Origin of the sequence: Micromonospora sp. WMMA1949, from assembly GCF_027460145.1 — a bacterium.
Taxonomy (GTDB): domain Bacteria; phylum Actinomycetota; class Actinomycetes; order Mycobacteriales; family Micromonosporaceae; genus Micromonospora.
Map to the genome: position 1 here is coordinate 3522460 of NZ_JAPZBG010000001.1, position 23620 is coordinate 3546079.

General features: G+C 70.7%; 22 protein-coding genes and 1 pseudogene. 7 read left to right on the forward strand and 16 right to left on the reverse strand.

Going from position 1 to position 23620, the window contains the following annotated elements; translation table 11 throughout:
- Positions 1 to 9: 9 nt before the first annotated feature.
- The 9 genes from O7607_RS16710 to O7607_RS16750 form a co-directional block, all read right to left on the reverse strand.
- Positions 10 to 729, reverse strand: a complete 720-nt coding sequence (locus O7607_RS16710) for a DinB family protein (RefSeq protein ID WP_269704122.1) — start codon at positions 727 to 729, stop codon at positions 10 to 12.
- Between the two features lie 154 nt (positions 730 to 883).
- On the reverse strand, positions 884 to 1579 hold the full coding sequence (locus tag O7607_RS16715; protein WP_269704123.1) for an ABC transporter permease: 696 nt from the start codon (positions 1577 to 1579) through the stop codon (positions 884 to 886).
- Positions 1576 to 2454, reverse strand: coding sequence for an ATP-binding cassette domain-containing protein (locus O7607_RS16720; protein WP_269704125.1), 879 nt, complete (start codon positions 2452 to 2454; stop codon positions 1576 to 1578). The genes O7607_RS16715 and O7607_RS16720 overlap by 4 nt, the downstream gene beginning before the upstream one ends.
- The gene (locus O7607_RS16725; RefSeq protein ID WP_128137275.1) at positions 2451 to 2810 is read right to left on the reverse strand and encodes a GntR family transcriptional regulator; all 360 of its coding nucleotides are present in this window, start codon (positions 2808 to 2810) and stop codon (positions 2451 to 2453) included. Before O7607_RS16725 ends, O7607_RS16720 begins: the two co-directional genes overlap by 4 nt.
- 177 nt (positions 2811 to 2987) lie before the next feature.
- Positions 2988 to 3482, reverse strand: a complete 495-nt coding sequence (locus O7607_RS16730; RefSeq protein WP_269704126.1) for a GNAT family N-acetyltransferase — start codon at positions 3480 to 3482, stop codon at positions 2988 to 2990.
- Positions 3483 to 3578: 96 nt separating this feature from the next.
- Positions 3579 to 4310: a class I SAM-dependent methyltransferase gene (locus tag O7607_RS16735; protein ID WP_269704127.1), complete on the reverse strand. Its 732-nt coding sequence runs from the start codon at positions 4308 to 4310 to the stop codon at positions 3579 to 3581.
- Between the two features lie 206 nt (positions 4311 to 4516).
- The gene (locus tag O7607_RS16740; protein WP_269704128.1) at positions 4517 to 5230 is read right to left on the reverse strand and encodes a SanA/YdcF family protein; all 714 of its coding nucleotides are present in this window, start codon (positions 5228 to 5230) and stop codon (positions 4517 to 4519) included.
- 23 nt (positions 5231 to 5253) lie between these two features.
- Positions 5254 to 5616: a PH domain-containing protein gene (locus tag O7607_RS16745; RefSeq protein WP_013288454.1), complete on the reverse strand. Its 363-nt coding sequence runs from the start codon at positions 5614 to 5616 to the stop codon at positions 5254 to 5256.
- A 32-nt stretch (positions 5617 to 5648) separates the two neighbouring features.
- Entirely contained in the window at positions 5649 to 5957 is a 309-nt protein-coding gene (locus O7607_RS16750; RefSeq protein WP_018784696.1) for a 4a-hydroxytetrahydrobiopterin dehydratase, read from the reverse strand.
- A gap of 184 nt (positions 5958 to 6141) precedes the next feature.
- On the opposite strand from O7607_RS16750, the gene O7607_RS16755 reads away from it, so the two are divergent.
- Positions 6142 to 6582: a (deoxy)nucleoside triphosphate pyrophosphohydrolase gene (locus O7607_RS16755; RefSeq protein WP_269704130.1), complete on the forward strand. Its 441-nt coding sequence runs from the start codon at positions 6142 to 6144 to the stop codon at positions 6580 to 6582.
- 104 nt (positions 6583 to 6686) lie between these two features.
- On the opposite strand, the gene O7607_RS16760 is transcribed toward O7607_RS16755, so the two are convergent.
- From O7607_RS16760 to O7607_RS30575, 6 genes and pseudogenes are all read right to left on the reverse strand, one after another.
- Positions 6687 to 7793, reverse strand: coding sequence for a succinate dehydrogenase/fumarate reductase iron-sulfur subunit (locus O7607_RS16760; protein WP_269704131.1), 1107 nt, complete (start codon positions 7791 to 7793; stop codon positions 6687 to 6689).
- Positions 7793 to 9706 carry a fumarate reductase/succinate dehydrogenase flavoprotein subunit gene (locus O7607_RS16765; RefSeq protein ID WP_269704133.1) on the reverse strand — a complete coding sequence of 638 codons (1914 nt, stop codon included), beginning with the start codon at positions 9704 to 9706 and terminating at the stop codon, positions 7793 to 7795. Before O7607_RS16765 ends, O7607_RS16760 begins: the two co-directional genes overlap by 1 nt.
- A gap of 10 nt (positions 9707 to 9716) precedes the next feature.
- Positions 9717 to 10538, reverse strand: coding sequence for a hypothetical protein (locus O7607_RS16770; protein ID WP_269704134.1), 822 nt, complete (start codon positions 10536 to 10538; stop codon positions 9717 to 9719).
- 227 nt (positions 10539 to 10765) lie between these two features.
- Entirely contained in the window at positions 10766 to 12184 is a 1419-nt protein-coding gene (locus O7607_RS16775; RefSeq protein WP_269704135.1) for a TldD/PmbA family protein, read from the reverse strand.
- Positions 12181 to 13617, reverse strand: coding sequence for a TldD/PmbA family protein (locus O7607_RS16780; RefSeq protein ID WP_269704136.1), 1437 nt, complete (start codon positions 13615 to 13617; stop codon positions 12181 to 12183). Before O7607_RS16780 ends, O7607_RS16775 begins: the two co-directional genes overlap by 4 nt.
- Positions 13618 to 13684: 67 nt before the next feature.
- Positions 13685 to 14160, reverse strand: a pseudogene (locus O7607_RS30575) (Uma2 family endonuclease).
- A 240-nt stretch (positions 14161 to 14400) separates the two neighbouring features.
- Here O7607_RS30575 and O7607_RS16795 point away from each other — a divergent pair.
- The 5 genes from O7607_RS16795 (at position 14401) to O7607_RS16815 (ending at position 20376) form a co-directional block, all read left to right on the forward strand.
- Positions 14401 to 15504 carry an ABC transporter ATP-binding protein gene (locus O7607_RS16795; protein ID WP_269704139.1) on the forward strand — a complete coding sequence of 368 codons (1104 nt, stop codon included), beginning with the start codon at positions 14401 to 14403 and terminating at the stop codon, positions 15502 to 15504.
- Positions 15501 to 16523, forward strand: coding sequence for an ABC transporter ATP-binding protein (locus O7607_RS16800; protein WP_269704140.1), 1023 nt, complete (start codon positions 15501 to 15503; stop codon positions 16521 to 16523). The genes O7607_RS16795 and O7607_RS16800 overlap by 4 nt, the downstream gene beginning before the upstream one ends.
- Complete coding sequence (locus O7607_RS16805; RefSeq protein ID WP_269704141.1) at positions 16520 to 17527, forward strand: ABC transporter permease; 1008 nt, start codon at positions 16520 to 16522, stop codon at positions 17525 to 17527. The genes O7607_RS16800 and O7607_RS16805 overlap by 4 nt, the downstream gene beginning before the upstream one ends.
- Before the next feature lie 11 nt (positions 17528 to 17538).
- Positions 17539 to 18525, forward strand: coding sequence for an ABC transporter permease (locus tag O7607_RS16810; RefSeq protein ID WP_269704143.1), 987 nt, complete (start codon positions 17539 to 17541; stop codon positions 18523 to 18525).
- 108 nt (positions 18526 to 18633) lie between these two features.
- Positions 18634 to 20376 (forward strand): ABC transporter substrate-binding protein, encoded by a 1743-nt coding sequence (locus O7607_RS16815; RefSeq protein ID WP_269704144.1) that lies wholly within the window; start codon positions 18634 to 18636, stop codon positions 20374 to 20376.
- Between the two features lie 87 nt (positions 20377 to 20463).
- Here the strand turns inward: O7607_RS16815 and O7607_RS16820 are convergent, their stop codons facing one another.
- Positions 20464 to 22608: a S9 family peptidase gene (locus tag O7607_RS16820; RefSeq protein WP_269704145.1), complete on the reverse strand. Its 2145-nt coding sequence runs from the start codon at positions 22606 to 22608 to the stop codon at positions 20464 to 20466.
- Positions 22609 to 22693: 85 nt separating this feature from the next.
- On the opposite strand from O7607_RS16820, the gene mshB reads away from it, so the two are divergent.
- A complete protein-coding gene (gene mshB / locus O7607_RS16825) occupies positions 22694 to 23617 on the forward strand; it encodes an N-acetyl-1-D-myo-inositol-2-amino-2-deoxy-alpha-D-glucopyranoside deacetylase (protein WP_269704146.1) in 924 nt (307 codons plus the stop codon).
- Positions 23618 to 23620: the final 3 nt, after the last annotated feature.

Here is a 23620-nt window from a genome sequence, read left to right on the forward strand (position 1 = left end):
GACGCGGCGTCACTCCTGCGCGTCGAGGTCGCGCAGTGCGAAGCGGAGGTGCTCCCACTCCTCGTCGAAGATGACGTGGAGGCAGTGCAGGACCGGTGCCTCGTGTTCGGGTGACCACGCTGACGGTCGAGGCTCGGCGAGCAGCGCCGGAGTGACGCCCGTGAGGAACTCCCGCACCATGGCCTGCCGCTCGGACCGCAGATCGAGCACCTGGGCGAGACTCGGCCGCGCCGCGGAGAAGATCGACATGTCGAGTCCGTCCGTCTCGTACTCGGCGTGTGGCTGCCCGAGCGGATGGAAGGGCTGCGGCAGGCGCAGGATCGCCTTGCCGAGCCAGGCGTCGGTGGCGAACGCGAGGTGGCGCAGGGTCTGCGCGAACGACCACTCACCGTCGATCGAGATGTCGGCGGCGCCGTCGGGCATGGACACGACCCGGTCGACCGCGGCCGCCCAGGCTCGTTCGAGCGCCGCCCAGGCCGCGCGCAGGCCATCGGGATCCTCGGCATGCCTCAGCTCGCGCCCGGGGAACCGCCGGTTGAGTTCGGCCTCGACGAGCGGCACGACGTCGACACCGTTGACCAGCAGCGCGCCGTCGGTGAGCCACGGCGCGTCGATGTCGAGCCCGCGCACGTCGACGCCGCGCATCACCGCGCCGGCCAGCGTCGACCTGGTGAAGCGCGCGCCTTGCAGGTCCCTGTCCACGAACGTCCTGAGGTCGCTCTGGTCCACGGCGCACCCCTCTCGTCGGCGATCGCGGCAATGCTAGCGAGCGGGTCCGACAACGACTGTCGATGCGACCGGACGAAGTTGTCGGCCGCCGGAACATGGCTGTGGCGGCCGTCGGCCCGCATCGCGGACCGGCGACCGCCACCCGTGCCTGTCGTCAGGCGTTCGCCCGGCGGATGGCCGCCATGCCTCCGAGCGCGGCGACCGCGGCGATCAGGGCGGGCCACCCCACCAGCAGGCTGACCTGGTGCTGGCTGCTCAGCCACTGCCAGATGTCACCGAACCAGCCCTGCCAGGTGATCAACGCGACGAGCAGGCCGGTCACCAGGATCAGGGCCGCGCCGGCCCCGAGCAGGCCGTTCATGCCGAACCGGACGTACCAGACGGCGACGAAGACGGCGAGGAAGTTCAGGAACAGGAACGGCACCGCGTAGACGGCGATCTGCAGCAGCCCGTTGTCGACGTCGATGTACGGGATCCGGAAGAACCGGAGCTGAATCCCGAAGCCGCCGGTGGCGCCCTCGATCAGGTTGAGCAGGTAGAGCAGGACGCCGTAGACGACCGACTGCACCACGTTGACGAGCACCGTGGCGAGGTAGAAGGTGCGCCGGGTGACGCCCATGCCGAGGGCGAACGGGAACACCTGGCTGATCGAGGCGGCGGCGACGATCGAGCAGACGATGTAGAGGCTGGCCAGACCGCCTGTGGTGTTCTTGCCCGGCGCCGCCTCGTCGATCGAGGCGAAGATCAGCAGGTTGACGCCGAGCGAGATGGCCATGATGCCCCACGGCCAGGCCAGCTGGCCGATCCAGGCGATGGTGTGCATCCGGGCGACGTCGAGGATGCGGGTCATCGGGTCTTCGTCCTTTCCGTCGTCAGGCGCACCACTGCCTGCTGGAGCGACACCGGCGCCAGGTCGATGCCGAGCTTCTTGGCGCGCATCCGTTCGGCGTTGTCGAACGACCCGCGCAGCGACGCGCGGACCGCGCCGCCGAGCTGCTCGCGGTGCAGCACCCGGTACGCGGCGGCGAACTCGTCCACCACCGCGGCCGGGCCGGACGCCTCCATCACCTCGCCGCGCAGCTCGTCGCTGGGCGCGTCGAGCAGCAGCTTGCCGCGGTCGAGCAGCAGCACGTGCTCGATCAGGTCGGCCACCTCGTCGATGAGGTGGGTGGAGAGCACGACAGTGCGTGGATTCTCGGCGTAGTCGGCGAGCAGCCGGTCGTAGAAGAGCTGCCGGGCGACCGCGTCGAGGCCGAGGTACGGCTCGTCGAAGAAGGTCAGCGGCGCGCGTGCGGCCAGGCCGATCGTCACGCCCAGCGCGGACAGCATGCCGCGGGACAGCTTGCGCACGTTGCGCTTGCGCGGCAGGTCGAAGTCGTCCACGAGGGACTGTGCGAAGTCCTCGTCCCAGTTGGGGAACAGCCGCTTGGCCAGGCTCAGGACGTGCCGGACCTGGTAGGCGGCCGGGTACGTCTGGCTCTCCTTGATGAAGGCCACCTGCGCCAGCGCCTGCTCGTTCTCGTACGGGCGCTCGCCGAAGAGTGTGAGGTCGCCGCTGGTGCTGCTGTTCTGGCCGGTGATCAGCTGCATCAGCGTCGTCTTGCCGGCGCCGTTGCGGCCGAGCAGGCCGTAGATCTTGTTTCCGGTCAGCGTGAAGGTGATGTCGTCGAGAGCGGTCACGTCGCCGAACCGCTTCGTGAGGCCGGCTGCCGCCACGACGCTCATCGCTGTTCCTCCCCTGTCTCGATGAGCTTCTTCAGCTCCTCGGTGCCGATGCCCAACTTGCGTGCCTCCTCGATGAGGGGCCGCACGTACTGGTCGGAGAACTCGCGCCGGCGGCGTTCCCGGAGTGTTTCGACGGCCCCCGTTGCCACGAACATTCCGATCCCCCTGCGCTTGTAGAGAAGCCCGTCATCGACCAGGCGGTTGATCCCCTTGGCGGCGGTCGCCGGGTTGATCCGGTGGAACGCCGCCAGTTCGTTGGTGGACGGCACCTGGGTCTCCTCCGCGTACGTCCCGTCGATGATCGAGTTTTCGATCAGCTCCGCGATCTGGACGAAGATCGGCCGGCCGTCATCCATCCCGGTTCTTTGGTTCATTACTCATGTAACTAACCATGGCACCCCGGAGGTTGGGCGTCAAGTGCCACAGGGGACCCCAACCGCCGGCGATCAAGGAGTTCGGGTCACGCCGACCGGCCCGACCGGACACCAACTCCTTGATCATCGGGCGCGGGCAGGGGCAGGGGCGGGGGCGGATCAGGTGACGGCGGGACTGCGGCGTTCGATCAAGGTCACGTCTCGCCAGGTGCCGTGGTGGCGGCCCACCCGCTCGCGGGTGCCGACGACGCGGAAGCCGCACGTCGCGTGCAGCGCGAGGCTGGCGGTGTTCTCCGGGAACACGCCGGACTGGATGGTCCAAATCCCGGCCGCCTCGGTGGAGGCGATCAGCGCGTCCAGCAGTGCCCGACCGACCCCGCGCCCGCGCCCCCGCGGGTGCACGTAGACGGAGTGCTCCACCACACCGGCGTAGACGCATCGGTCGGAGACCGCCGAGCAGGCCACCCAGCCGAGCACGTCGCCGGCCTCGTCGAGCGCCACCCAGCGGTGGCCGGGCAGGCGGGTGGCGGTGAAGCGCGCCCAGTCCGGCGGCGCGGTCTCGAACGTGGCGTTGCCCTCGTCGATGCCGAGGCGGTAGATCTCCAGCACGGCGTCGGCGTGCGAGTCGTCCATGGCGGCGACGGTGACTGTCATCGGTACCTCCCGGCCGGGACGGCGGACACCGGCGCCGTCAGCGTATCGGCGCAGGTCGAGGGCCGGGACGCGAGACCCCGGCCCTCGACGGAAGCGCTACCGCCGCCGGTAGACGGAGATGTGCGAGCGGCTGTCCGCGTCGAACGGCGACCGGTCCCAGTCGGCGTACCGCTCGGTGAGCCGCAACCCGGCCCGCTCCGCCAGTTCGTCGATCTGCTCGGGCCACGCGTACCGCATGGCGAACGGCTTGAGGTGCACGCCCGAGGCGTCGAACGTGACGGTCTGCCGCACGAACGTCTGCGCCGCCCGGTCGTACCGGTGCACGCGGATGGTGGCCGAGTCCTCGGTCACCTCCCGCACCTGAACCTGCTCGTCCCGGTCGAAGTCCGCCGGGTCGGGCACGAAGGTCTCGATGACGAACGCCCCGCCGGGCGCGAGCACCCGGGCGACGTTGCGGAAGCACGCCGCCTGGCGCTCCTCGGAGACCAGGTTGAACAGCGTGTTGAACACCAGGAAGACCAGACGGTACGGCCCGGCGACCGGGACGTCCGCCATGTCGCCGATGGTGACGGGCATGTCCGCGCCGCCCGGCTTGGCGCGCAGGTGCGCGACCATCTCCGGGGACGCCTCGACGCCCTCCACGGCGATGCCGCGGGCGGCCAGGGGCAGGGCCACCCGGCCGGTGCCGACAGCGAGTTCGAGCACCGGGCCGCCGTCGGCCAGCGGCGCGAGGAAGTCGACGGCCGGGGCCGGGTCGGGATTGCCGGGGCCGTCGTAGGTGGCGGCCCAGAGCCGGCCGAACAGGCCGGGATCGTCGAAGACGGACATCACACGCCCTCCCGCCGGGCGGAAGGGGCAGGACGCGGCACGAGGTCAGTGACCTGCGCCGGAATGGGGTACGACAACACGAAGCCTCGTTTCGGATGAGGTGACGACGGGTCGGCTGGGCTTCGCAGCGTGTGGCATGGCGGTGCTCCCTCCGGTCGGCTTCGAGGGGTCCAGCAGACCAGCGGCCGCCCGAGGGGACAACCGGATTACGCCCGCAGCGCGTCGTCCACAGCGGTCTCCCGGCGGCCGAGGTGCACCGGATCCCGCCCGGTCAGCACGTCCACGGCGGCCTTGACGCACGCCCCGTACTCCCGGGTGGAGCTGATCCGCCACTGGCCGGCGTACCGGCGGGCGGTGTCGTCGCCGACGCCGACGGTGTCGATGCCCGCGTCCCGGCAGAGTGCCACCGCGCGCGGCAGGTGGAACGACTGGGTGACCACAGTGGCCCGCCGGACCCCGAAGACGCGGTGCGCGCGGACGCACGAGTCGTACGTGTCGAACCCGGCGTGGTCGAGCACCGTCCTGTCCGCCGGGACGCCCCGGTCGACGAGCCAGCGCCGCATCGCGTCCGGCTCGTCGTAGTCCCAGTTCATGTGGTCACCGGAGAGCAGCAGCACCTTGACCTTGCCGGCGGCGTACAACTGGCGGGCGATCTCCAGCCGGGCGGCGAGGAACGGCGCCGGCGTGCCGTCCGGGTTCACCTTGGTGCCCAGCACGAGGGCCACCGGCGTCTCCGGCGCGTCCGCGGCGTCGAACAGGCGGCCCTCGGCGGCGTCGCGGACCCAGACCGCGCTGGCGGCCGTGGCGGCGCCCAGCAGCACCACGGCGGCGGTGGCGAGCACCAGGAGGCGGCGGACCAGGCGTACGGCGCGCGGACGGTCGCCCCGCCAGGCCCGCCATCGCGCCGTGAGCCGTCGCATGGCGGCGATTGTGCCAGGGCGGGTCAGGAGATGTGGTGCAGGATCACGTTGTGCACGTGGTGGCTCTTCTGTGCGCCCCGGAACTCGACCTCGTAGGTGTGCGTGCCGACGTGCACGGCGATCGAACCGGTGGAGAAGAACGAACCACCCCAGGACTTGTTGCTCACCACGCTCACGCTGGTGATCTTCGAGTAGGGGATGCTGGTGATCGCGTACCGCTTGCCGACGAAGGAGCGGTCCTGGATGATCACCCGCCGGTCGGTCAGGCCGATGAAGCCGGTGCCGGTGCCCACCGCGTCGTAGACGGCGATGATCTGCTCACCGGGCAGCAGCCCGCTCTGGATCTGCTGGAACTGTTCCTTGCGGTCGTACGTGGGGCCAGACATGCACCCGAGGGTAGGCGGGGCGTGCCAGTGGGTCAGGGTTCGGTGACCGCGCGGACCGCGTCCTCGATGCGCGCCGCGAGCAGCACCTCACCCTCGGTGAGTGGCTCGCCGTCGCCGTGGCCCAGCCGGATCTGGGTACGATCGGCCCGGCGGCTGATCTCCGGGCGCAGCCGCAGCGCGTCGGCCACGACCGCGACCCGCTCGGTGAGCGCGGCGTGCTGGGTGTCGTCGAGGACGATCGTGCGGCGGATCTGTTCGCCCTCGCGCGTCCATCCCGACAGCAGGGCCAGGGCGTCGCTGAGGTAGTCGTGCTTCGCACGGCCGCTGAACAGCACGCGCATCACCGCACCTCCCAGGCGTCGTTGCCGGCTTGTGGCCAAATCGTCGCCATCCCGTGTCCCAGTCGACGCCCTCTAGTCTCTCGCCACTCAGATGGTGTGTCCACGCCCACACTTCCGTGTTCTGTTGACCTGACGGACGACGCAGCTACCCAAACCGCCGATTGATCTGGCACGCTGGTGGCCCGTGCGGACCGAACGGGTTAGCGGAAGCGGGCAGACCGACCGGCGGGAGCCGAGGGTGGTCGTCGGGGCGGCGATCATCGAGGGCGGCCGGGTGCTGGCGTGCGAGCGCTCCGCGCCCCCCGAGGTGGCGGGGCGCTGGGAGTTCCCGGGCGGAAAGGTCGAGCCGGGCGAGGCCGAGACCGACGCGCTGGCCCGGGAGTGCGTCGAGGAACTCGGCGTACGGGTGGCGATCGGCGCGCGCGTCGGCCGGGACGTACGGATGGCGCACGGCCGATCCGTGCTGCGCGTCTACGCCGCCCGCCTGCTGCACGGCGACGAGCCGAAGGCCCTGGAGCACGCCGACCTGCGCTGGCTCTCCGCCGCCGACCTGGACAGCGTCGACTGGCTGCCGGCCGACGTGCCGATCGTGGCCGCGCTGCGCCCGCTGCTCGACACCCCCTGAGCGAACGCGGCGCGAGCCGGGCCGTCCGGTGAACCGGACAGCCGGGCAGAAACGGGACGAGGGCCCGCGGCGCGTGCCGCTGGCCCCCGTCGTCGTGCTGCTGTTCAGTGCTTCGGCTCGTCCTGCTGCGGGTGAGCGAAGTTGAGGTGCTCGGGCGGCAGCGGGAACGTCACGTCGTCGCCGAACGGCGACGGCGCGGCGGCCTTGTTGAACGTCAGTTCGGTCAGCGGCAGCTTGCCGTTGGCGTCCACCGCCGGGGCGGTCGGGTGCGGCACCTCGCGGTGCCAGTTGACGCCCTGCTGGGCCTGACGCTCCGCGGCGCTGTCGTGCGAGCCGCCCGCGTGCGAGTGCACCCCGCCGGCGTGCGAACCGCCGCCGTGCGCGTGCGCCCCGCTCTGCGCCCCTCCGGACGTGACGGCACCGCTCGAATGCCCGCTGGTCGCGCTGGTCTGAGGCACCTGACCCCTCCGGAAGATCTTGTTACCGAGCCACACAAGGGGATCGTACCTGCGGTCGACGACCCGTTCCTTCATGGGGATGATCCCGTTGTCGGTGATCTTGATGTGCTCGGGGCAGACCTCGGTGCAGCACTTGGTGATGTTGCAGAATCCGAGTCCCATGTCCGACTGCGCGTACTCCCGGCGGTCGGTGCGCGCGTCGAGCGGATGCATGTCCAGCTCGGCCGCCCGGATGAAGAACCGGGGACCGGAGAACGCCGGCTTGTTCTCGTCGTGGTCACGGATCACGTGGCAGACGTTCTGGCACAGGAAGCACTCGATGCACTTGCGGAACTCCTGCGAGCGCTCGACGTCGACCTGCTGCATCCGGTAGTCGCCGGGCGCCACGTCGGCCGGCGGCGCGAACGCCGGGGTCTCCCGGGCCTTCTCGTAGTTGAACGAGACGTCGGTGACCAGGTCCCGGATCACCGGGAACGTGCGCAGCGGGGTGACCGTGACGGTCTCCGACTCCTCGAACGTCGACATCCGGGTCATGCAGCCCAGCCGCGGCTTGCCGTTGATCTCCATCGAGCAGGAGCCGCACTTGCCGGCCTTGCAGTTCCACCGGCACGCGAGGTCCGGCGCCTCGGTGGCCTGGAGCCGGTGGATCACGTCGAGGACCACCTCGCCCTCGTTCACCTCGACCGTGTAGTCCTTCAGGTCGCCGCCGGTCTCGTCGCCCCGCCAGATGCGGAACTGGCGCTTACTTCCCATCAGTTGTTCGCCTCCTCGGTGAGGGCGTCGAACTCGGCGAGTTCCTCGTCGGTCAGGTACTTGGCCAGCTCGGCCCGGTCGAACAGCCCGATCAGCTCCGGCCGCATCTTCGGCAGCGGCTTGTGGGTCAGCCGCACCGCGTCCCCGTCCAGCGAGCAGACCAGGTTGACGCTGCGCCACTTCGGGTCCATCGCCGGGTAGTCCTCCCGGGTGTGCCCGCCGCGCGACTCCTGCCGCTCCAGCGCCGCCATCGCGGTGCACTCCGAGACCACGAGCATGTTGCGCAGGTCCAGCGCCAGGTGCCAGCCCGGGTTGTAGCGCCGGCCGCCGACCGCGCTGACCTTCGCCACCCGCTCCCGCAGCTCGGCCAGCCTGCGCATGGCGTCCGCGAGTTCACCCTCGCGCCGGATGATCCCGACCAGGTCGCCCATGACCGCCTGGAGGTCCTGCTGGAGCTGGTACGGGCTCTCACCGGTGTCGCGCTGCAGCGGCGCGAGCGCCGTCTCCACGGCGGCCTCGACCGCCGCCACCGACACCGCCGGGCGGGTGGTGAGCTGATCGGTGTACGTGGCCGCGTGCCCGCCCGCGCGCTTGCCGAACACCAGCAGGTCGGACAGGGAGTTGCCGCCGAGCCGGTTGGAGCCGTGCATGCCGCCGGACACCTCACCGGCGGCGTAGAGCCCGCGTACCGTGCCGTACGCCGCGCCGGAGTCCGGGTCCACCTCGACGCCGCCCATCACGTAGTGACAGGTCGGGCCGACCTCCATCGGCTCCTTGGTGATGTCGACGTCGGCCAGCTCCTTGAACTGGTGGTACATCGACGGGAGGCGGCGGCGGATCTCGTCGGCCGACTTACGGGAGGCGATGTCCAGGTAGACGCCGCCGGCAGGCGTACCCCGGCCTTCCTTGACCTCGCTGTTGATCGCGCGGGCGACCTCGTCGCGGGGCAGCAGCTCCGGCGGACGCCGGTTGTTGTCCGGGTCGGTGTACCAGCGGTCCGCCTCCTCCTCGGTCTCCGCGTACTGCTTGCGGAACACGTCGGGGACGTAGTCGAACATGAACCGCTTGCCCTCGGAGTTCTTCAGCACGCCGCCGTCGCCGCGTACCGACTCGGTGACCAGGATGCCCTTCACCGAGGGCGGCCAGACCATTCCGGTCGGGTGGAACTGGAGGAACTCCATGTTGATCAGCGTGGCCCCGGCGCGCAGCGCCAGCGCGTGGCCGTCGCCGGTGTACTCCCACGAGTTCGAGGTGACCTTGTAGGACCGTCCGACGCCGCCGGTGGCGAGCACCACCGCGGGCGCCTCGAACAGGACGAACTCGCCGGACTCGCGGTAGTAGCCGAACGCCCCGGCGACGCGGTCCCCGTCGAGCAGCAGCTCGGTGATCGTGGTCTCGGAGAAGACCCGGATCCGCGCGTCGTAGCTGCCGAACTCCTGCTTGTCCTCCTGCTGGAGCGAGACGATCTTCTGCTGGAGCGTACGGATCAGCTCCAGGCCGGTCCGGTCGCCGACGTGCGCCAGGCGCGGGTACTCGTGACCGCCGAAGTTGCGCTGCGAGATCTTCCCGTCCTTGGTGCGGTCGAACAGCGCGCCGTACGTCTCCAGCTCCCAGATCCGCTGCGGCGCCTCCTTGGCGTGCAGCTCGGCCATCCGGAAGTTGTTGAGGAACTTGCCGCCGCGCATGGTGTCCCGGAAGTGCACCTGCCAGTTGTCGCGCGAGTTCACGTTGCCCATCGCGGCCGCGGCGCCGCCCTCGGCCATCACCGTGTGCGCCTTGCCGAACAGCGACTTCGAGATGATCGCGGTCTTCTTGCCGGCCAGCCGGGCCTCGATCGCCGCGCGCAGGCCGGCGCCACCGGCCCCGATCACGACGACGTCGTAGTGGTGTCGTTCGATTCGCGTCTCAGTCATGTCCAGGCTCTCAGTTGATGAACCGCAGGTCGTTGATCCAGCCGGCGGCGACCGCCATCACGTAGAAGTCGGTGAGCGCCAGGGTGCCCAGGGTGATCCAGGCGAGCTGCATGTGCCGGACGTTCAACCAGGACACCCCGGTCCACGCCTTGTAGCGCATCGGGTGCTTGGAGAAGTGCTTGAGCCGCCCGCCGATGATGTGCCGGCAGGAGTGGCAGGAGATCGTGTACGCCCACAGCATCACCACGTTGCCGAGCAGGATGATGTTGCCCAGGCCGAAGCCGAAGCCCTCGGGGGAGTGGAAGGCCAGGATCGCGTCCCAGGTGTTGATCAGCGAGATGATCGCCGCGGCGTAGAAGAAGTAGCGGTGCAGGTTCTGCCCGAGCAGCGGGAACCGCGTCTCGCCGCTGTACGACTGGTGCCCGTCCGGCACCGCGCAGGCCGGCGGCGACAGCCAGAACGACCGGTAGTACGCCTTGCGGTAGTAGTAGCAGGTCAGGCGGAACAGCAGCAGGAACGGCAGGGTGAGCGCCGCGTCCGGGATGATCCACCAGCCGGGCAGGAACTGGCCGAAGTGCGAGGAGCCCTCGACACAACGGTCGGTGACGCAGGGGGAGTAGAACGGCGTCAGGTAGTGGTACTGCTCCACCCAGTACCACTTGTGCATGAAGACCCGGACCGTCGCGTAGATGACCCAGGCGCTGAGCCCCACCACGGTGATCAGCGGCGCGAGCCACCATCTGTCGGTCCGCAACGTCTTCGCCGCGATGGCGGCGCGTGCCCGCCCTCCCCGCGGCTGCGGTCTCGGCGTCCTGGCCGACGTAGTTGTCATTCGAGTCATCTCCCTGACGTCACTGTCACGTCCTGCGCACGCGCGAGGCCACACCGGCGAACCGGTGCGGCTAAGTGACACACGTTACGCCGATCTTCACGGCCCGGCCGCGCAACGCAGTGTCCCGTGTGTCCCGCAGCTTGGAAAGAGTCAGTTCATGATCAATGTGGCGGGTCGGTCGAACGGTGCGCCGACCGGTTGCCTGACGCGCCGGGCGGCGCGCCGGGTCACCCGGACGCGCCGCCGGTGAAGTGCCAGGAGGACAGACGCAGCGCGGGTGCCTCGTACCAGGAACCGTCGACCCGGCCCGGCTGACGCACCGCCGCCCGGCCCAGGCCGAGCACCCGGCCCGGGCCCAGCGCCCGGGGGTACGACTCGGTGAACCGGAAGTCGCGCACCGCCCGGGTCGGCACGCCGTCCTCGACCAGCCACACCCCGTTGCGGGTCAACCCGGTGACCACGAGTTGCTTCGGGTCCAGCACACGGGTGTACCAGAAGTCGCTCACCAGCAGCCCGCGCCGTATCCCGGCCACCAGCGCGGCGGTGTCCGGGTCGCCCACCGCTCCGGTGACGCCCGCGCTCACCGGCCCGGCGGCCGACTGCACACCGGCGTCGGCACCTGCCGCCAGCAGGCGGATGTTGTGCGGGATCGGGCCGAACGTCGCGCTGCCCGGCATGCCGTGCCCGGTCGACGGGGTGCCCGCCTCGGCGCCGCCGCGCCTGTCGTACGCCAACGACCCGGTGGTGCCGCCCTCCACCAGCGGCAACGCCCGCCGCGGCGTGCCCTCCAGATCGAACGGCAGCGTACTGGTGTGCAGCGGGTCGTCCACCAGCGTCACCGCCGGGTCGAACTGCGCCGTGCCGGGCTCGGCGAAGGACTGCCGCTCGGCGTACCGCTTGCCGTTGAAGCCGTACCAGGCCAGGTTCTGCAGCAGGTCGGCGACGGCCGCCGGTTCGAGCACCACCTCGTAGTGCCCGGGCGGCAGCTCGACCGGGTCGGCCGCGGCGCGCGCCTTCGCCGCCGCGCGGGCACCCAGCGCCGCGCCGTCGAGGTCGGCCAGCCGGTCGGCGCCGAGCCGCGCGACCCCGTCGGCGCCGCCGGCCCGGGCGATGCCGTCCATCGCCGCCTCGGCCGCCCGGCCCACGGCCGTGTGGCCGGCCGAGTTGGCGAACGCCCCCGACCGGTATCCGGTGCGGCAGTAGCCCGCCGCCTCCAGCCCGTCGACCGCGTCCACGAACGCGCGTACCCGCTCGGCCCGCTCGTCGGGCGAGGCGAAGGCGGTCGCCTCGTCGACGGCCGCGCCCGACGGCACGGGCACCGGTGCGGTGAGCCCCGGCCAGGCCGGGTCGGGCGGCGCGAGCCGGGCCGCCGCCCGGGTCCGCTCGACCAGGGCGGCCAGCCCGTCGGCCTCGACCCGGCTGCCGCTGCCGGTCGCGGTCCGCCCGTCCACGTGCAACCGCAGGTGTACGGAGACACCGGTCTCGGACACGTTCTGGTGGATGAACGAGTTGGCGAACCGGGTCAGCGCCAGGTCGGAGCGGGTCACCAGCACCTCGGCCTCGGCACCCGGACCGGCCGTACGCCGGACCAGGTCCACCACCCCGGCGGCGATCTCCAGCTCGGCGCTCACGCTGCGCTCGCTCATGCCCGCACCCCCACCCGGACGCCGCGGAACCGGGCCGGCGCGGCCGGGTGACCGGTGTGCCCGACCTGACCGGGCTGCCCCTTCCCGCAGTTGGGCGTGCCCCAGGCGACCGTCTCCGAGGAGAGCATGTCCATCGAGCGCCAGAAGACCGGCCCGATGCCGGTGTAGGTCGGGTTGCGCAGCATCCGCCCCCGGCGGCCCTTCTTCACCTCCCAGCCGACCTCGCAGCCGAACTGGAAGTTGAGCCGCTTGTCGTCGATCGACCAGGACCGGTTGATGTCCATCAGCACCCCGTCGTCGGTCGCCTCGATGATCTCGTCGAGCGTGTGCGGGCCGGGTTCCAGGCCCACGTTCGTCATCCGCACCATCGGCAGCCGGGCCCAGCCGTCGGCCCGTACGCTGCCGCCGTAGTCCAGGCCGGCGACGGCGGCCGAGTCACGGCCGGCGAGCACCCCGACCCACCGCCCCTCGCGGACCGCGTCCCGGGCGACCGCCGGCGAGCCCTCGTCGTCGTAGCCGAAGCTGCCCAGCGCGCCCGGGATGGTCGGGTCGATTGTGACGTTCATCAGCTCCGAGCCGTAACGCAGCGAGCCGAGGCGGGCCAGGTCGAGCCAGGACGTGCCGGCGAACGCCGCCTCCCAGCCGAGGATGCGGTCCAGCTCGATGGCGTGCCCGACCGACTCGTGGATCTGCAACGCGAGCTGCTCGCCGCCGAGGATCAGGTCGGTCTCGCCGGCCGGGCAGGGCGGCGCGGTGAGCAGTTCGCGGGACTCCTCGGCGATCCGCGCGGCGTGCGCGGCCAGGTCGAGCGAGGTGACCAGCTCCCAGCCGGTGGTGCCGTACTGCCCGCGGTAGCTCGGGTAGGACCGCCGCTGGGTCTCGCCGGCACCGATCGAGGTGGCCGAGATGCCGCCGCCGCACTCCCGGATGCGCTGGTCGATCCGGTGGCCCTCGCTGGAGACGAACCACTTCGAGGTGTCCCAGATCTGGTAGAGCCCCTCGGCGAGGTCGGCCCCGTGCTCGCGCATCGTCGCGGTGGCGCGGACCAGCAGGTCGCCCTTGTCCGACAGCGGCACCCCGAGCGGGTCGACGACGCAGTCCGAGGCCCAGCTCGCCACCGTCGCCTCGACCGGCACCAGGTCGATCGGCGGGCCGGGAACCCGCGCGCTCGCGGTGGCGATCGCCGCGGCGCGCCGGCCGGCGTCGCGGGCCGCCGCGTCGGACAGATCGGGTACGGCGTGGAAGCCCCACCCCGATCCGACGAGCGCGCGTACGCCCAGCCCGATGCTCTCGTCCTGGCTCAGCTCCTCGATGTCGCCGTTGCGTGCCGACATCGACTCGTAGCGGCGGTGCATGACGCGGGCGTCGGCGTAGCGGGCGCCCGCGTCCAGAGCGGCTTGGACGGCGGCGGTCGCCGCGTCGAACTCGCTCATGCCGGCACTCCGTTGCCCTGCTGACGCTCGCTCATGCGCCGACCCTAGGCCAGTGCACCGAAATCCGTCAGGCGAGCAGACCCTCAGGCCGGATCGTCGCGTGGACCGGATCCGTCAGCTCCAGCACCTCGCCGGCCTTCGTGACGGACCGCTCGACATAGTGCGCTCCTTGCCGCTGGTAAAGGTGCATCGTCAGGGTTTCCTGGTCGACAAGGAGATACCACTCGATGCCGGCGGCAGCGTAGTAGTGCATCTTGAGCACCTTGTCCGTGTCGGCGTTGCTCGGGCAGATGATCTCGCACACCAGCCGGACGCTGCTCGCCTCGATCACGGGAACCCGAAGATCAATGTCGTCGACAATGGCGAGGTCGGGGATCGGAGTGCGGCCCGCAGCTCACCGGAGATGTTCTGGTGCAGCGGGGTGGGACCTGGAGTCACGTGCAGGCTGCCGTCGAAGAATTCGAGGTGGCCGTGCGTCTCGCCGAGGGCGAGGTACTCCTCTTCGGTCCACGGGCCGTTGTGGCCGAACACCGCCGCGGTCATCGTCGCCTCCACCTCGTGCCCACGGGAATCCTGCCTTCGTCGCCGGGACCGTCGTCGCACCACAAGTGCGGCGACGAGGCGACGACGGCCAGTCGCGGATGTGGATGTCCCAGGTGACGGGCGTGCGAGACGGAAACCCAGTCGTTACGCTCAGGCCGCTGACAGGCCGCTCGATGTAGCTTATTTTCGCCTCTGGGGATTTCCTGTAGGTTCTCTTCATCACCGAAGGGGAGGCGGTCAATGGGCAGGTCGGAGGCGGTGCCGTCCGGGGAGCCGGACCGCCCGGAGGTGCCGGAGCAGCGCTCCGGCGACGGGCCCTATCTCCAGGTCAGGGACCTCCGGGTGCGGTTCGACACCGAGGACGGTGTGGTGCGGGCGGTGGACGGGGTGTCGTTCGCTGTCGAGCGGGGTCGCACGCTGGGGATCGTGGGGGAGTCCGGTTCCGGTAAGAGCGTCACGTCGCTGGCGATCCTGGGTTTGCACAACGCGAAGCGCACGGCCATCTCGGGGGAGATCTGGGTGGGTGGGCGTCAGCTGGTGGGGTTGGGTGAGGAGGAGGTGCGGCGGCTGCGGGGCCGGGACATGGCGATGATCTTTCAGGATCCGTTGTCGGCGTTGCATCCGTACTACTCGGTGGGTAGGCAGATCGCGGAGGCGTACCGGGTGCATCACCCGAGGGCCGGGAAGCGGGAGGCGCGCAGCCGGGCGGTGGACATGCTGGGCCGGGTGGGCATCCCGCAGCCGGCGAAGCGGTTCGAGCAGTATCCGCACGAGTTCTCGGGCGGGATGCGGCAGCGGGCGATGATCGCGATGGCGCTTGTGAACGACCCGGATCTGTTGATCGCCGACGAGCCGACGACGGCGTTGGATGTGACGGTGCAGGCGCAGATCCTGGATCTGCTGGCGGATCTGCAGGAGGAGTTCCGGTCGGCGATCGTGTTGATCACCCACGATCTGGGTGTGGTCAGTCAGGTGGCTGATGACGTGTTGGTCATGTACGCGGGCCGGGCGGTGGAGCACGGGAGTGTGCAGCGGGTGTTGCGGGCGCCGCAGCATCCGTACACGTGGGGGTTGTTGTCGAGTGTGCCGTCGTTGCACGGCGACGCCGACGCGGACCTGGTGCCCATTCCGGGCAACCCGCCGAGCCTGATCAACCTGCCGCCGGGGTGCGCGTTTCATCCGCGTTGCCGGTGGGCCGATGTCAACGGCGACCGGTCCCGCACCGAGGTTCCCGAGCTGGGCCCGGCGGGGGCGGCAGGGCACCTGGTGGCCTGCCATCTGTCGGCGGGGGATCGGGAGCGGATCTACCGCGACGAGGTCGCCCAGGTGGGGGTGGCCCGATGAGCACCGAGACCGAGCCGCTGCTGTCGGTGCGCGGTCTGACGAAGCACTTCCCCGTCCGGCAGGGCCTGCGTGCCACGGGTGCGGTGCGGGCGGTGGACGGATTGGACTTCGACGTGCGCCCCGGCGAGACCCTCGGCCTGGTCGGGGAGTCCGGATGCGGGAAGACCACGACCGGGCGGATGCTCGTGCGCCTGCTGGAACCGACCGCCGGGACGATCGCGTTCGCCGGACGGGACATCACGCACGCGAAACGTGGTGAGCTGCGCGGGCTGCGGCAGGACCTGCAGATCATCTTCCAGGACCCGTACGCCTCACTGAACCCCCGACACACCGTCGGGCGGATCGTGGCGATGCCGTTGCAGGTCAACCGGATCACCCCACCCGGCGGCGTCAAACACCGCGTCCAGGAACTCCTCGAACTCGTCGGGTTGAACCCGGAGCACTACAACCGGTACCCGCACGAGTTCTCCGGCGGGCAACGCCAACGCATCGGCATCGCCCGCGCCCTCGCCCTGAAACCGAAACTCATCGTCGCCGACGAACCCGTCTCCGCACTGGACGTATCCATCCAGGCGCAGGTCATCAACCTGCTACGCAGCCTGCAACGCGACCTGGACCTGGCGTTCGTGTTCATCGCCCACGACCTCGCCGTCATCCGCCACTTCTGCCACCGCGTCGCCGTCATGTACCTCGGCAAGATCGTCGAGATCGGCGACCGCGACACCATCTACACCCGGCCCCAGCACCCCTACACCAGGGCCCTGCTGTCCGCCATCCCCGACGTCACCACCCTCGGACCCGCCGGCCGCATCCGCCTCACCGGCGACGTCCCGACCCCGCTGAACCCGCCATCGGGCTGCCGCTTCCGCACCCGCTGCTGGAAAGCCACCGACCACTGCGCCACCGAAGAACCCGCGCTGACTACCCGCGACGGCAGCACACAACTCACCGCCTGCCACTACCCGGAGAGTGGACCGGTCGGCGTGCCGACCGGCGAACCCGTGGAGGTGTCGAAATGAGCCTGTCGCCGGTCGAGGGCGTCGCGCTCGCCGAGATCGAGTCCCCCGGTGAGGGCGACGAAAGCGGTAAGAAGGAGTTCGTCGGCCGGTCACCCGGCCAGCTCGCCCTCGCGCGGCTCAAGCGGGACCGCACCGCGCTGATCAGCGGCGGTCTGCTGGTGTTCTTCGTCCTCGTCGCGCTCGCGGTGCCGCTCATCGAGGCGCTGTACGGGGTGGGACCGAAGGAGCAGTTCCAGAACCGCCTCGACGGCTACGGCATGCCGCTGGGCTACGCCGGTGGGGTGACCGGGGAGCACTGGTTCGGGCTGGAGCCCGGCCTCGGCCGGGACATCTTCATCCGGATGGTGCACGGGCTGCGGACATCGCTGTTCATCGCGTTCGCCGCCGCCGTGCTGACCGCGGTGATCGGCGTGACGCTCGGAACGCTCGCCGGCTACCTGGGCGGCTGGCTGGACACCGTGATCAACTGGATCACCGACCTGACCCTGGCCATGCCGTTCCTGATCATCGCGCTGGCCCTGATGCCGACCGTCGCGCTGCGCTTCTACGGCCAGCGCGAGGCCGTGCCGGCGTACTTCCAGATCGGTGTGCTCATCGCGATCTTCGCCCTGTTCGGCTGGACCGGGACGGCCCGGCTGGTCCGGGGTCAGATCATCGCGCTGCGGGAGCGCGAGTTCGTGGAGGCGGCGCGGGCCAGCGGCGCCGGTCTCGGGCACATGCTGTTCCGCCAGTTGCTGCCGAACGCCTGGGCGCCGATCCTGGTCGCCTTCTCGCTGGCGGTGCCGCAGTACATCACCAGCGAGGCCGCGTTGTCGTTCATCGGCGTCGGCCTCACCGACGAGACGCCGAGCTTCGGCCGCATGATCTACCGCAGTCTCGACTACCTGCAGACCGACCCGGCGTACGTCTTCTTCCCGGGCATCACCATCTTCGCGCTCGTGTTCGCCTTCAACCTCTTCGGTGACGCGCTGCGCGACGCGCTCGACCCGAAGTCGTCCCGGTAGGAGGCCGGTCCATGACGCGATTCCTCATCCGCCGGCTGCTGTCCGCCGCGCTCACGCTGTTCGCGGTGAGCGTGCTCAGCTTCCTGATGTTCTTCGCGCTGCCGCGCGACCCGGTCACCGGCATGTGCCCGAAGAACTGCAACCCGGAGCGACTGGAGCGGGTCCGCCAGGAGCTGGGCCTGCGTGACCCGCTGATCAGCCAGTACGCCGGCTACATGAAGGGCATCTTCACCGGCCGGGACCTGGGCAGCGCCCAGGGCGGTCGGTGCGACGCCCCCTGCCTCGGCTGGTCGTACGTGTCGAACGAGGCGGTCTCGGACACCATCGCCCGGGTGCTGCCGGTGACGCTGAGCATCGTCATCCCGGCCGCCATCCTGTGGCTGCTGCTCGGCGTCGGACTGGGCATGCTCTCGGCGCTGCGCCGGGGCAGCTGGCTGGACCGGGCCGCGATCGGCTTCTCGCTGACCGGCGCCTCGTTGCAGCTCTACTTCGTCGGCGCGGTGCTGCTCATCGTCTTCGTCTACAACCTGCGCCTGCTGCCGGTGCCGAGCTACACCTCGCTGTTCGAGAACCCGCTGAAATGGACGAGCGGGCTGGTCCTGGCCTGGGTGGCGCTGGCGTTCCTCTTCTCCGCGATCTACGCGCGACTGTCCCGGGCGCAGATGCTGGAGACACTGTCGGAGGACTTCGTCCGGACCGCGCGGGCGAAGGGCCTGGCCAAACGCAAGGTGTACGGCCGGCACGCGCTGCGCGCCGCGATCACACCGGTGGTGACGATCGCCGGTCTGGACGTGGGCGGGGCGCTGGGCGGCACGGTGATCACCGAGACGACCTTCGGTCTGAACGGTATGGGGCGTACCGCTGTCGACGCGGTCCGCTCGGGGGACCTGCCGACGATCATGGCGACCGTGCTGATCGCGGCGGTCTTCGTGGTGCTGGCGAACGTGGTCGTGGACCTGCTCTACGCGGTGATCGACCCGCGGGTACGGCTCGGCTGAACCGCGACGAAATTTATCGACAACTGTTACCCAAGTTGTAGTTTTTCTTCTTTACGATCCTCGGGACGTCGGCGGATGCGCTCGGCGCACGGGTGGAGGAGGTAGGACATGCGACCACGCGCAGCGGCCGCCGCTGGCGGTGCCATCGCACTGGTTGTGGCACTCGGTGCCTGCTCGGAGAACACGGGCGAGGGCACCAAGGTGGACACCAACCGGCAGCAGACAGGGGTCATCGCGACCGACCCGAAGGACTCGCAGGGGCCGGCTGCCGAGATCGACGGCGCGGCCAAGGGCGGGACGTTCACCATCATCCGGGAGACCCCCATCTCCCACCTGGACCCGCAGCGGACGTACTCGTTCGCCGGCCTGATGGCCAACCCGCTCTTCGCCCGCTACCTGACCACCTGGAAGGACGATGGCAAGGGTGGCCTGGTCCTCGTGGGTGACCTGGCCGAGACCCCGGGCAAGAACGTCAACAACGACTGCAAGGTCTGGGAATTCACGATCAAGGACGGGGTGAAGTTCGAGGACGGGAGCCCGATCACCTCCAAGGAGATCGCGTACGGCATCGCCCGCTCCTTCGACCCGGACCTCACCGGCGGCCCCACCTACATCCAGGAGTGGCTGGCCGACACCGCGCAGTACGACACCAAGTGGGACTTCAAGAAGAACAAGACGTCGCTGCCGCCGGGCCTGACCACGCCGGACGACAAGACGCTGCGCTTCGAGTTCGCCAAGCCCCGCTGCGACCTGCCGTTCGCGGTCTCGCTGCCCACCACGGCGCCGCTCAAGCCGGAGAAGGACACCGGGGTCAACCTCGACCAGAAGCCCTTCTCGTCCGGCCCGTACAAGATCGCCAAGAACCAGGTCGGGGTCCAGCTCACGCTCGACCGCAACCCCAACTGGGACGCGAAGACCGACCCGGTGCGGCACCAGTACCCGGACCAGTTCGTGTGGAGCTTCGGGCCGACCGCCGACGCCGCGAACAACCGGGTGATCGCGGACAACGGCGCCGACCAGAGCGCGCTGGCGTTCAACTCGGTGCCCGCCTCGCTCGTGGCCAAGGTGGCCGGTGACCCGGCGCTGAAGTCCCGGACGCTGCTGTCCCCGACCCCGAGCGCCAACCAGCTCGTGATCAACACCCAGCGGGTCAAGGACCTGAAGATCCGCCAGGCGCTGAACTACGCGATCGACCGCGAGGGCCTGGTCAAGGCGCTCGGTGGCCAGACCGTCGCGCAGCCGATCACCACGCTGATGCCGCCGTCGACCATCGGCTACAAGGCGTACGACGCGTACCCGGCGGGCGCCAACGGCAACGTGGAGAAGGCCAAGGAGCTGCTCGGCGGCCAGACGCCGGAGCTGGTGCTCGGTGTCGCCGACAACACGACCGAGCAGGCGGAGGCGGTCCAGCTCAAGGGCAACCTGGAGCGCGCCGGCTTCAAGATCACCGTCCGGAACATCCCGGACGACGCGAAGCTGGACGAGGTCAAGAAGAAGAACAACCCCTGGGACCTGTACATCGGCAACTGGGCGGCGGACTGGCCCAGCGGCGCGTCGATCCTGCCGGTGCTCTACGACGGCCGGACCATCAAGGCCGAGGGCAACAGCAACCAGTCGTACTTCAACGACGACGCGATCAACGCCGAGATGGACCGGATCCTGGCGCTGCCGCCGTCCGAGCAGGGCCCGGAGTGGGGCAAGCTCGATGAGCGGATCATGAAGGAGCACGCGCCGGTGGTGCCGCTCTACGTGGACGTGGCGTACAACGTGCACGGGTCCAAGGCGGGCGGGGTGTTCATCTCCTCCGTGTTCGGCTACCCGAACTTCGTCAACGCGTACGTCAAGCAGTAGCCGTAGGCGAAGGAAGGGCCCCTTGTTAACGCGCGGCGTTAATAGGGGGCCCTTCCTCTACCGCAGGCGTTAATAAGGGGCCCTTCCTTACAAGTAGCGGCGGAGGAAGTCGAGCTCCAGCCGGAGCAGGCGCTCGGACACCCCGCCGGCGGCCAGGTGGCTCGCGCCGGTCAGCGGCAGCACCGCGTGCGGGCGGCCGGTGGACAGCAACGCCGCGGACAGCCGCAGCGTGTGCGCGGCCAGCACGTTGTCGTCGGCCAGGCCGTGCACCAGCAGCATCGGCCGGGCCTGCGCCGGGTCGCCGAGCGGCTCGGCGGCCAGCTCGATCAGCGAGTGGTGGGCGTAGATGTCCATCCCGTCATCGGGCATGCCGAGGTAGCGCTCGCTGTACGCGGTGTCGTACAGCGCCCAGTCGGTGACCGGCGCGCCCACGATCGCGCACTTGAACAGCTCCGGGTGACGCAGCACCGCGAGCCCGGCCAGCCAGCCGCCGAACGACCAGCCGCGTACCGCCACCCGTTCCAGGTCCAGATCCGGGTGCTTGTCGGCGAGCGCGGTGAGCGCGTCCACCTGGTCGGTGAGGATCACGTCGGCGACCCGGCGGTGGATCGCCTTCTCGAACGACGGCGCGATGCCCGGGGTGCCCCGGTTGTCGATGGTGACCACCGCGAAGCCCTGCTCGGCCCACCACTGCCGTTCCAGCCAGGCACCGCGGGCCGCCACCACCTCCTGATGGCCGGGCCCGCCGTAGACGTCCAGCAGCACCGGCAGCCGGGTGCCCTTGACGTGCTCGGCCGGGTAGAGCACCGCGCTGGGCAGTCGCCTGTCGGTCACCCGGACCATCGTCGGCCGCGGCGCGTACCAGCTGGTGGCGGCGAACGAGCGCAGCTCACCCGCCTCGCGGTCCCCGTGCCACACCCGCCAGCGGACCCCGGCGTGCTCCAGCGACGCGATGCCCACCGCCAGCGTGGATCCGCCGATCGAGGCGGTGTGCCAGCCGGGGTCGCTGCCCATCCGGCGGGCGTCCATGCCGCCGCCGATGGTGGTCCGCACCCGGTAGAGGTGGCGCTGGCTCGGCTCGCCCTCGCTCGCCTCCACCAGCAGGTCCGCCGCCGCGTTCGGGCCGTTCGGCAGCCGCCCGACGACCCGCCGCACGTACAGCGAGGGCGGGGTGAGCAGCGTGCCGTCGGCGAACAGGCAGCGGGCGTCGTACCCGTCGTGGGCCAGTTCGCCGCCGACCAGCACCCGCCCGTCGGGCAGGTGTGCCGGGGTGCCGGGGATGGGCTCCACCCAGCGCGGGTCGGCCAGCTCGGCGTGCACCTGCGTCTCCCCGGTGCGCGGGTCCACCGCGAGCACCAGGCCGTGCTGCTGCGAACGGCGCAGCACGGTGATCAGCGGCCCGCCCTCGGTCCAGTCGACGGAACTCAGGTACGGATAGGTCTCGCGGTCCCAGTGCACGTCGACCCAGCCGCCGTCGAGGTCGAGCAGGTGCAGGCTGACCTCCGCGTTCGACCCGCCCGCCACGGGGTACGCGAGCGACGTCGGCGGGCTCGCCGGGTCGGCCGGGTCGTGCAGGTACCAGCGTTCCAGGCGGGACTCGTCGACCCGGGCGGCCAGCACGCTGCGCCCGTCCGGCGCCCACCAGTAGCCCCGGTAGCGGTGGAACTCCTCGGCTGCGATGTGCTCGGCCAGCCCCCAGGTGACGCCGCTGTCCTCGCCGGCGAGCAGGTTGTCCGTGCCGTCCGGCTCGACCACCCGCAACTGGCCCCGGCGCACCCCTTCGGCGGCGTCGGTGACGTACGCGAGCCGTTCGCCGGCCGGGTCGGGGCGCGGGTCGATCACCGGCCCGACCGCTGTCACCTCGACCACGTCGCCGTGCACCAGGTCCGCCCGGAACAGCCGCCCGGCCAGCGCGAACGCGGCGACCCGGCCGGCCGAGTCCAGCGCGTACGAGCCGATGCCGCCGGAGCTGAGCCGCAACCGCTCGCGCAGCGCCCGCTCGCCGGGGGCGAGGCGGGCCGGCTCGGCGTCGGTGCCCAGCAGCACCGCCGGGTCCGCCACCAGTCGTTCCTCGCCGCTGTCGACGTCGAGCAGCCAGAGCGCGTCGGCCGGGTCCTCCGGTCCCGCGGAACGCAGGAAGATCACCCGGGCGCCGTCGCCCGCGACGGTGACGGCACGCGGCGCCCCGTGGCTGAACCGACGGGTACGGGCGGCCAGCTCGGGAAAGTCCACGCCTGCAGCGTAGGCGGGTGCCGGAGGTGATGTGGCCGACCTGGGCGGACGCATCACCGTCGAGCGGGCAGGACCGCCGGTTAGAGTGACGGGCGTGACGACGCTGCCCGACCGACGCCTCCTGCTGGTCCACGCGCACCCCGACGACGAGTCGATCGGCACCGGCGCGACGATGGCGCACTACGCCGCCACCGGCGCCCACGTCACGCTCGTGACCTGCACGCTCGGCGAGGAGGGCGAGATCCACGTCCCGGAGCTGGCCCAGCTCTGCGCGGCCGAGGCGGACCAGCTCGGCGGCTACCGGATCGGGGAGCTGGCGGCCGCCTGCGCCGCGCTCGGCGTGACCGACCACCGGTTCCTCGGCGGCGCGGGCCGCTACCGCGACTCCGGCATGATGGGCATGGCCACGAACGAGCACCCGCGCGCGTTCTGGCAGGCCGACCTGGACGTCGCCGCCGGATATCTGGTGGACGTCATCCGCGAGGTCCGCCCCCAGGTGCTCGTCACGTACGACCCGGACGGCTTCTACGGCCACCCCGACCACATCCAGGCGCACCGGGTGGCGATGCGGGCGGTCGAGCTGGCCGCCGCCGAGGGGATCGCCCCGGCGAAGGTCTACTGGACGGCCATGCCGCGCAGTGTGCTCGACGCCGGCCTGGAGACGTTCACCGAGTCGTCGGACAACCCGTTCGCCGGCATCGAGAGCGCCGACGAGCTGCCGTTCGGCACGCCGGACGCGGAGATCGCCGCCCGGATCGACGGCACCGACCAGCACGCCGCCAAGGAGGCGGCGATGCGCGCCCACGCCACCCAGATCCCGGCGAACTCCTGGCTCTACTCGATCGCCGGCAACTTCGGCGGCGAGTTCATGGGCGTCGAGTACTTCACGCTCGCGGTCGGCGAGAAGGGGCCGGGCCACGGCCCGTACGGCTGGGAGGACGACCTCTTCGCCGGGATCGCCCTGGACTCGCCGGAGCGCTCCCCGGTCGCGGCGGCCGGTCTCCGGTGACGC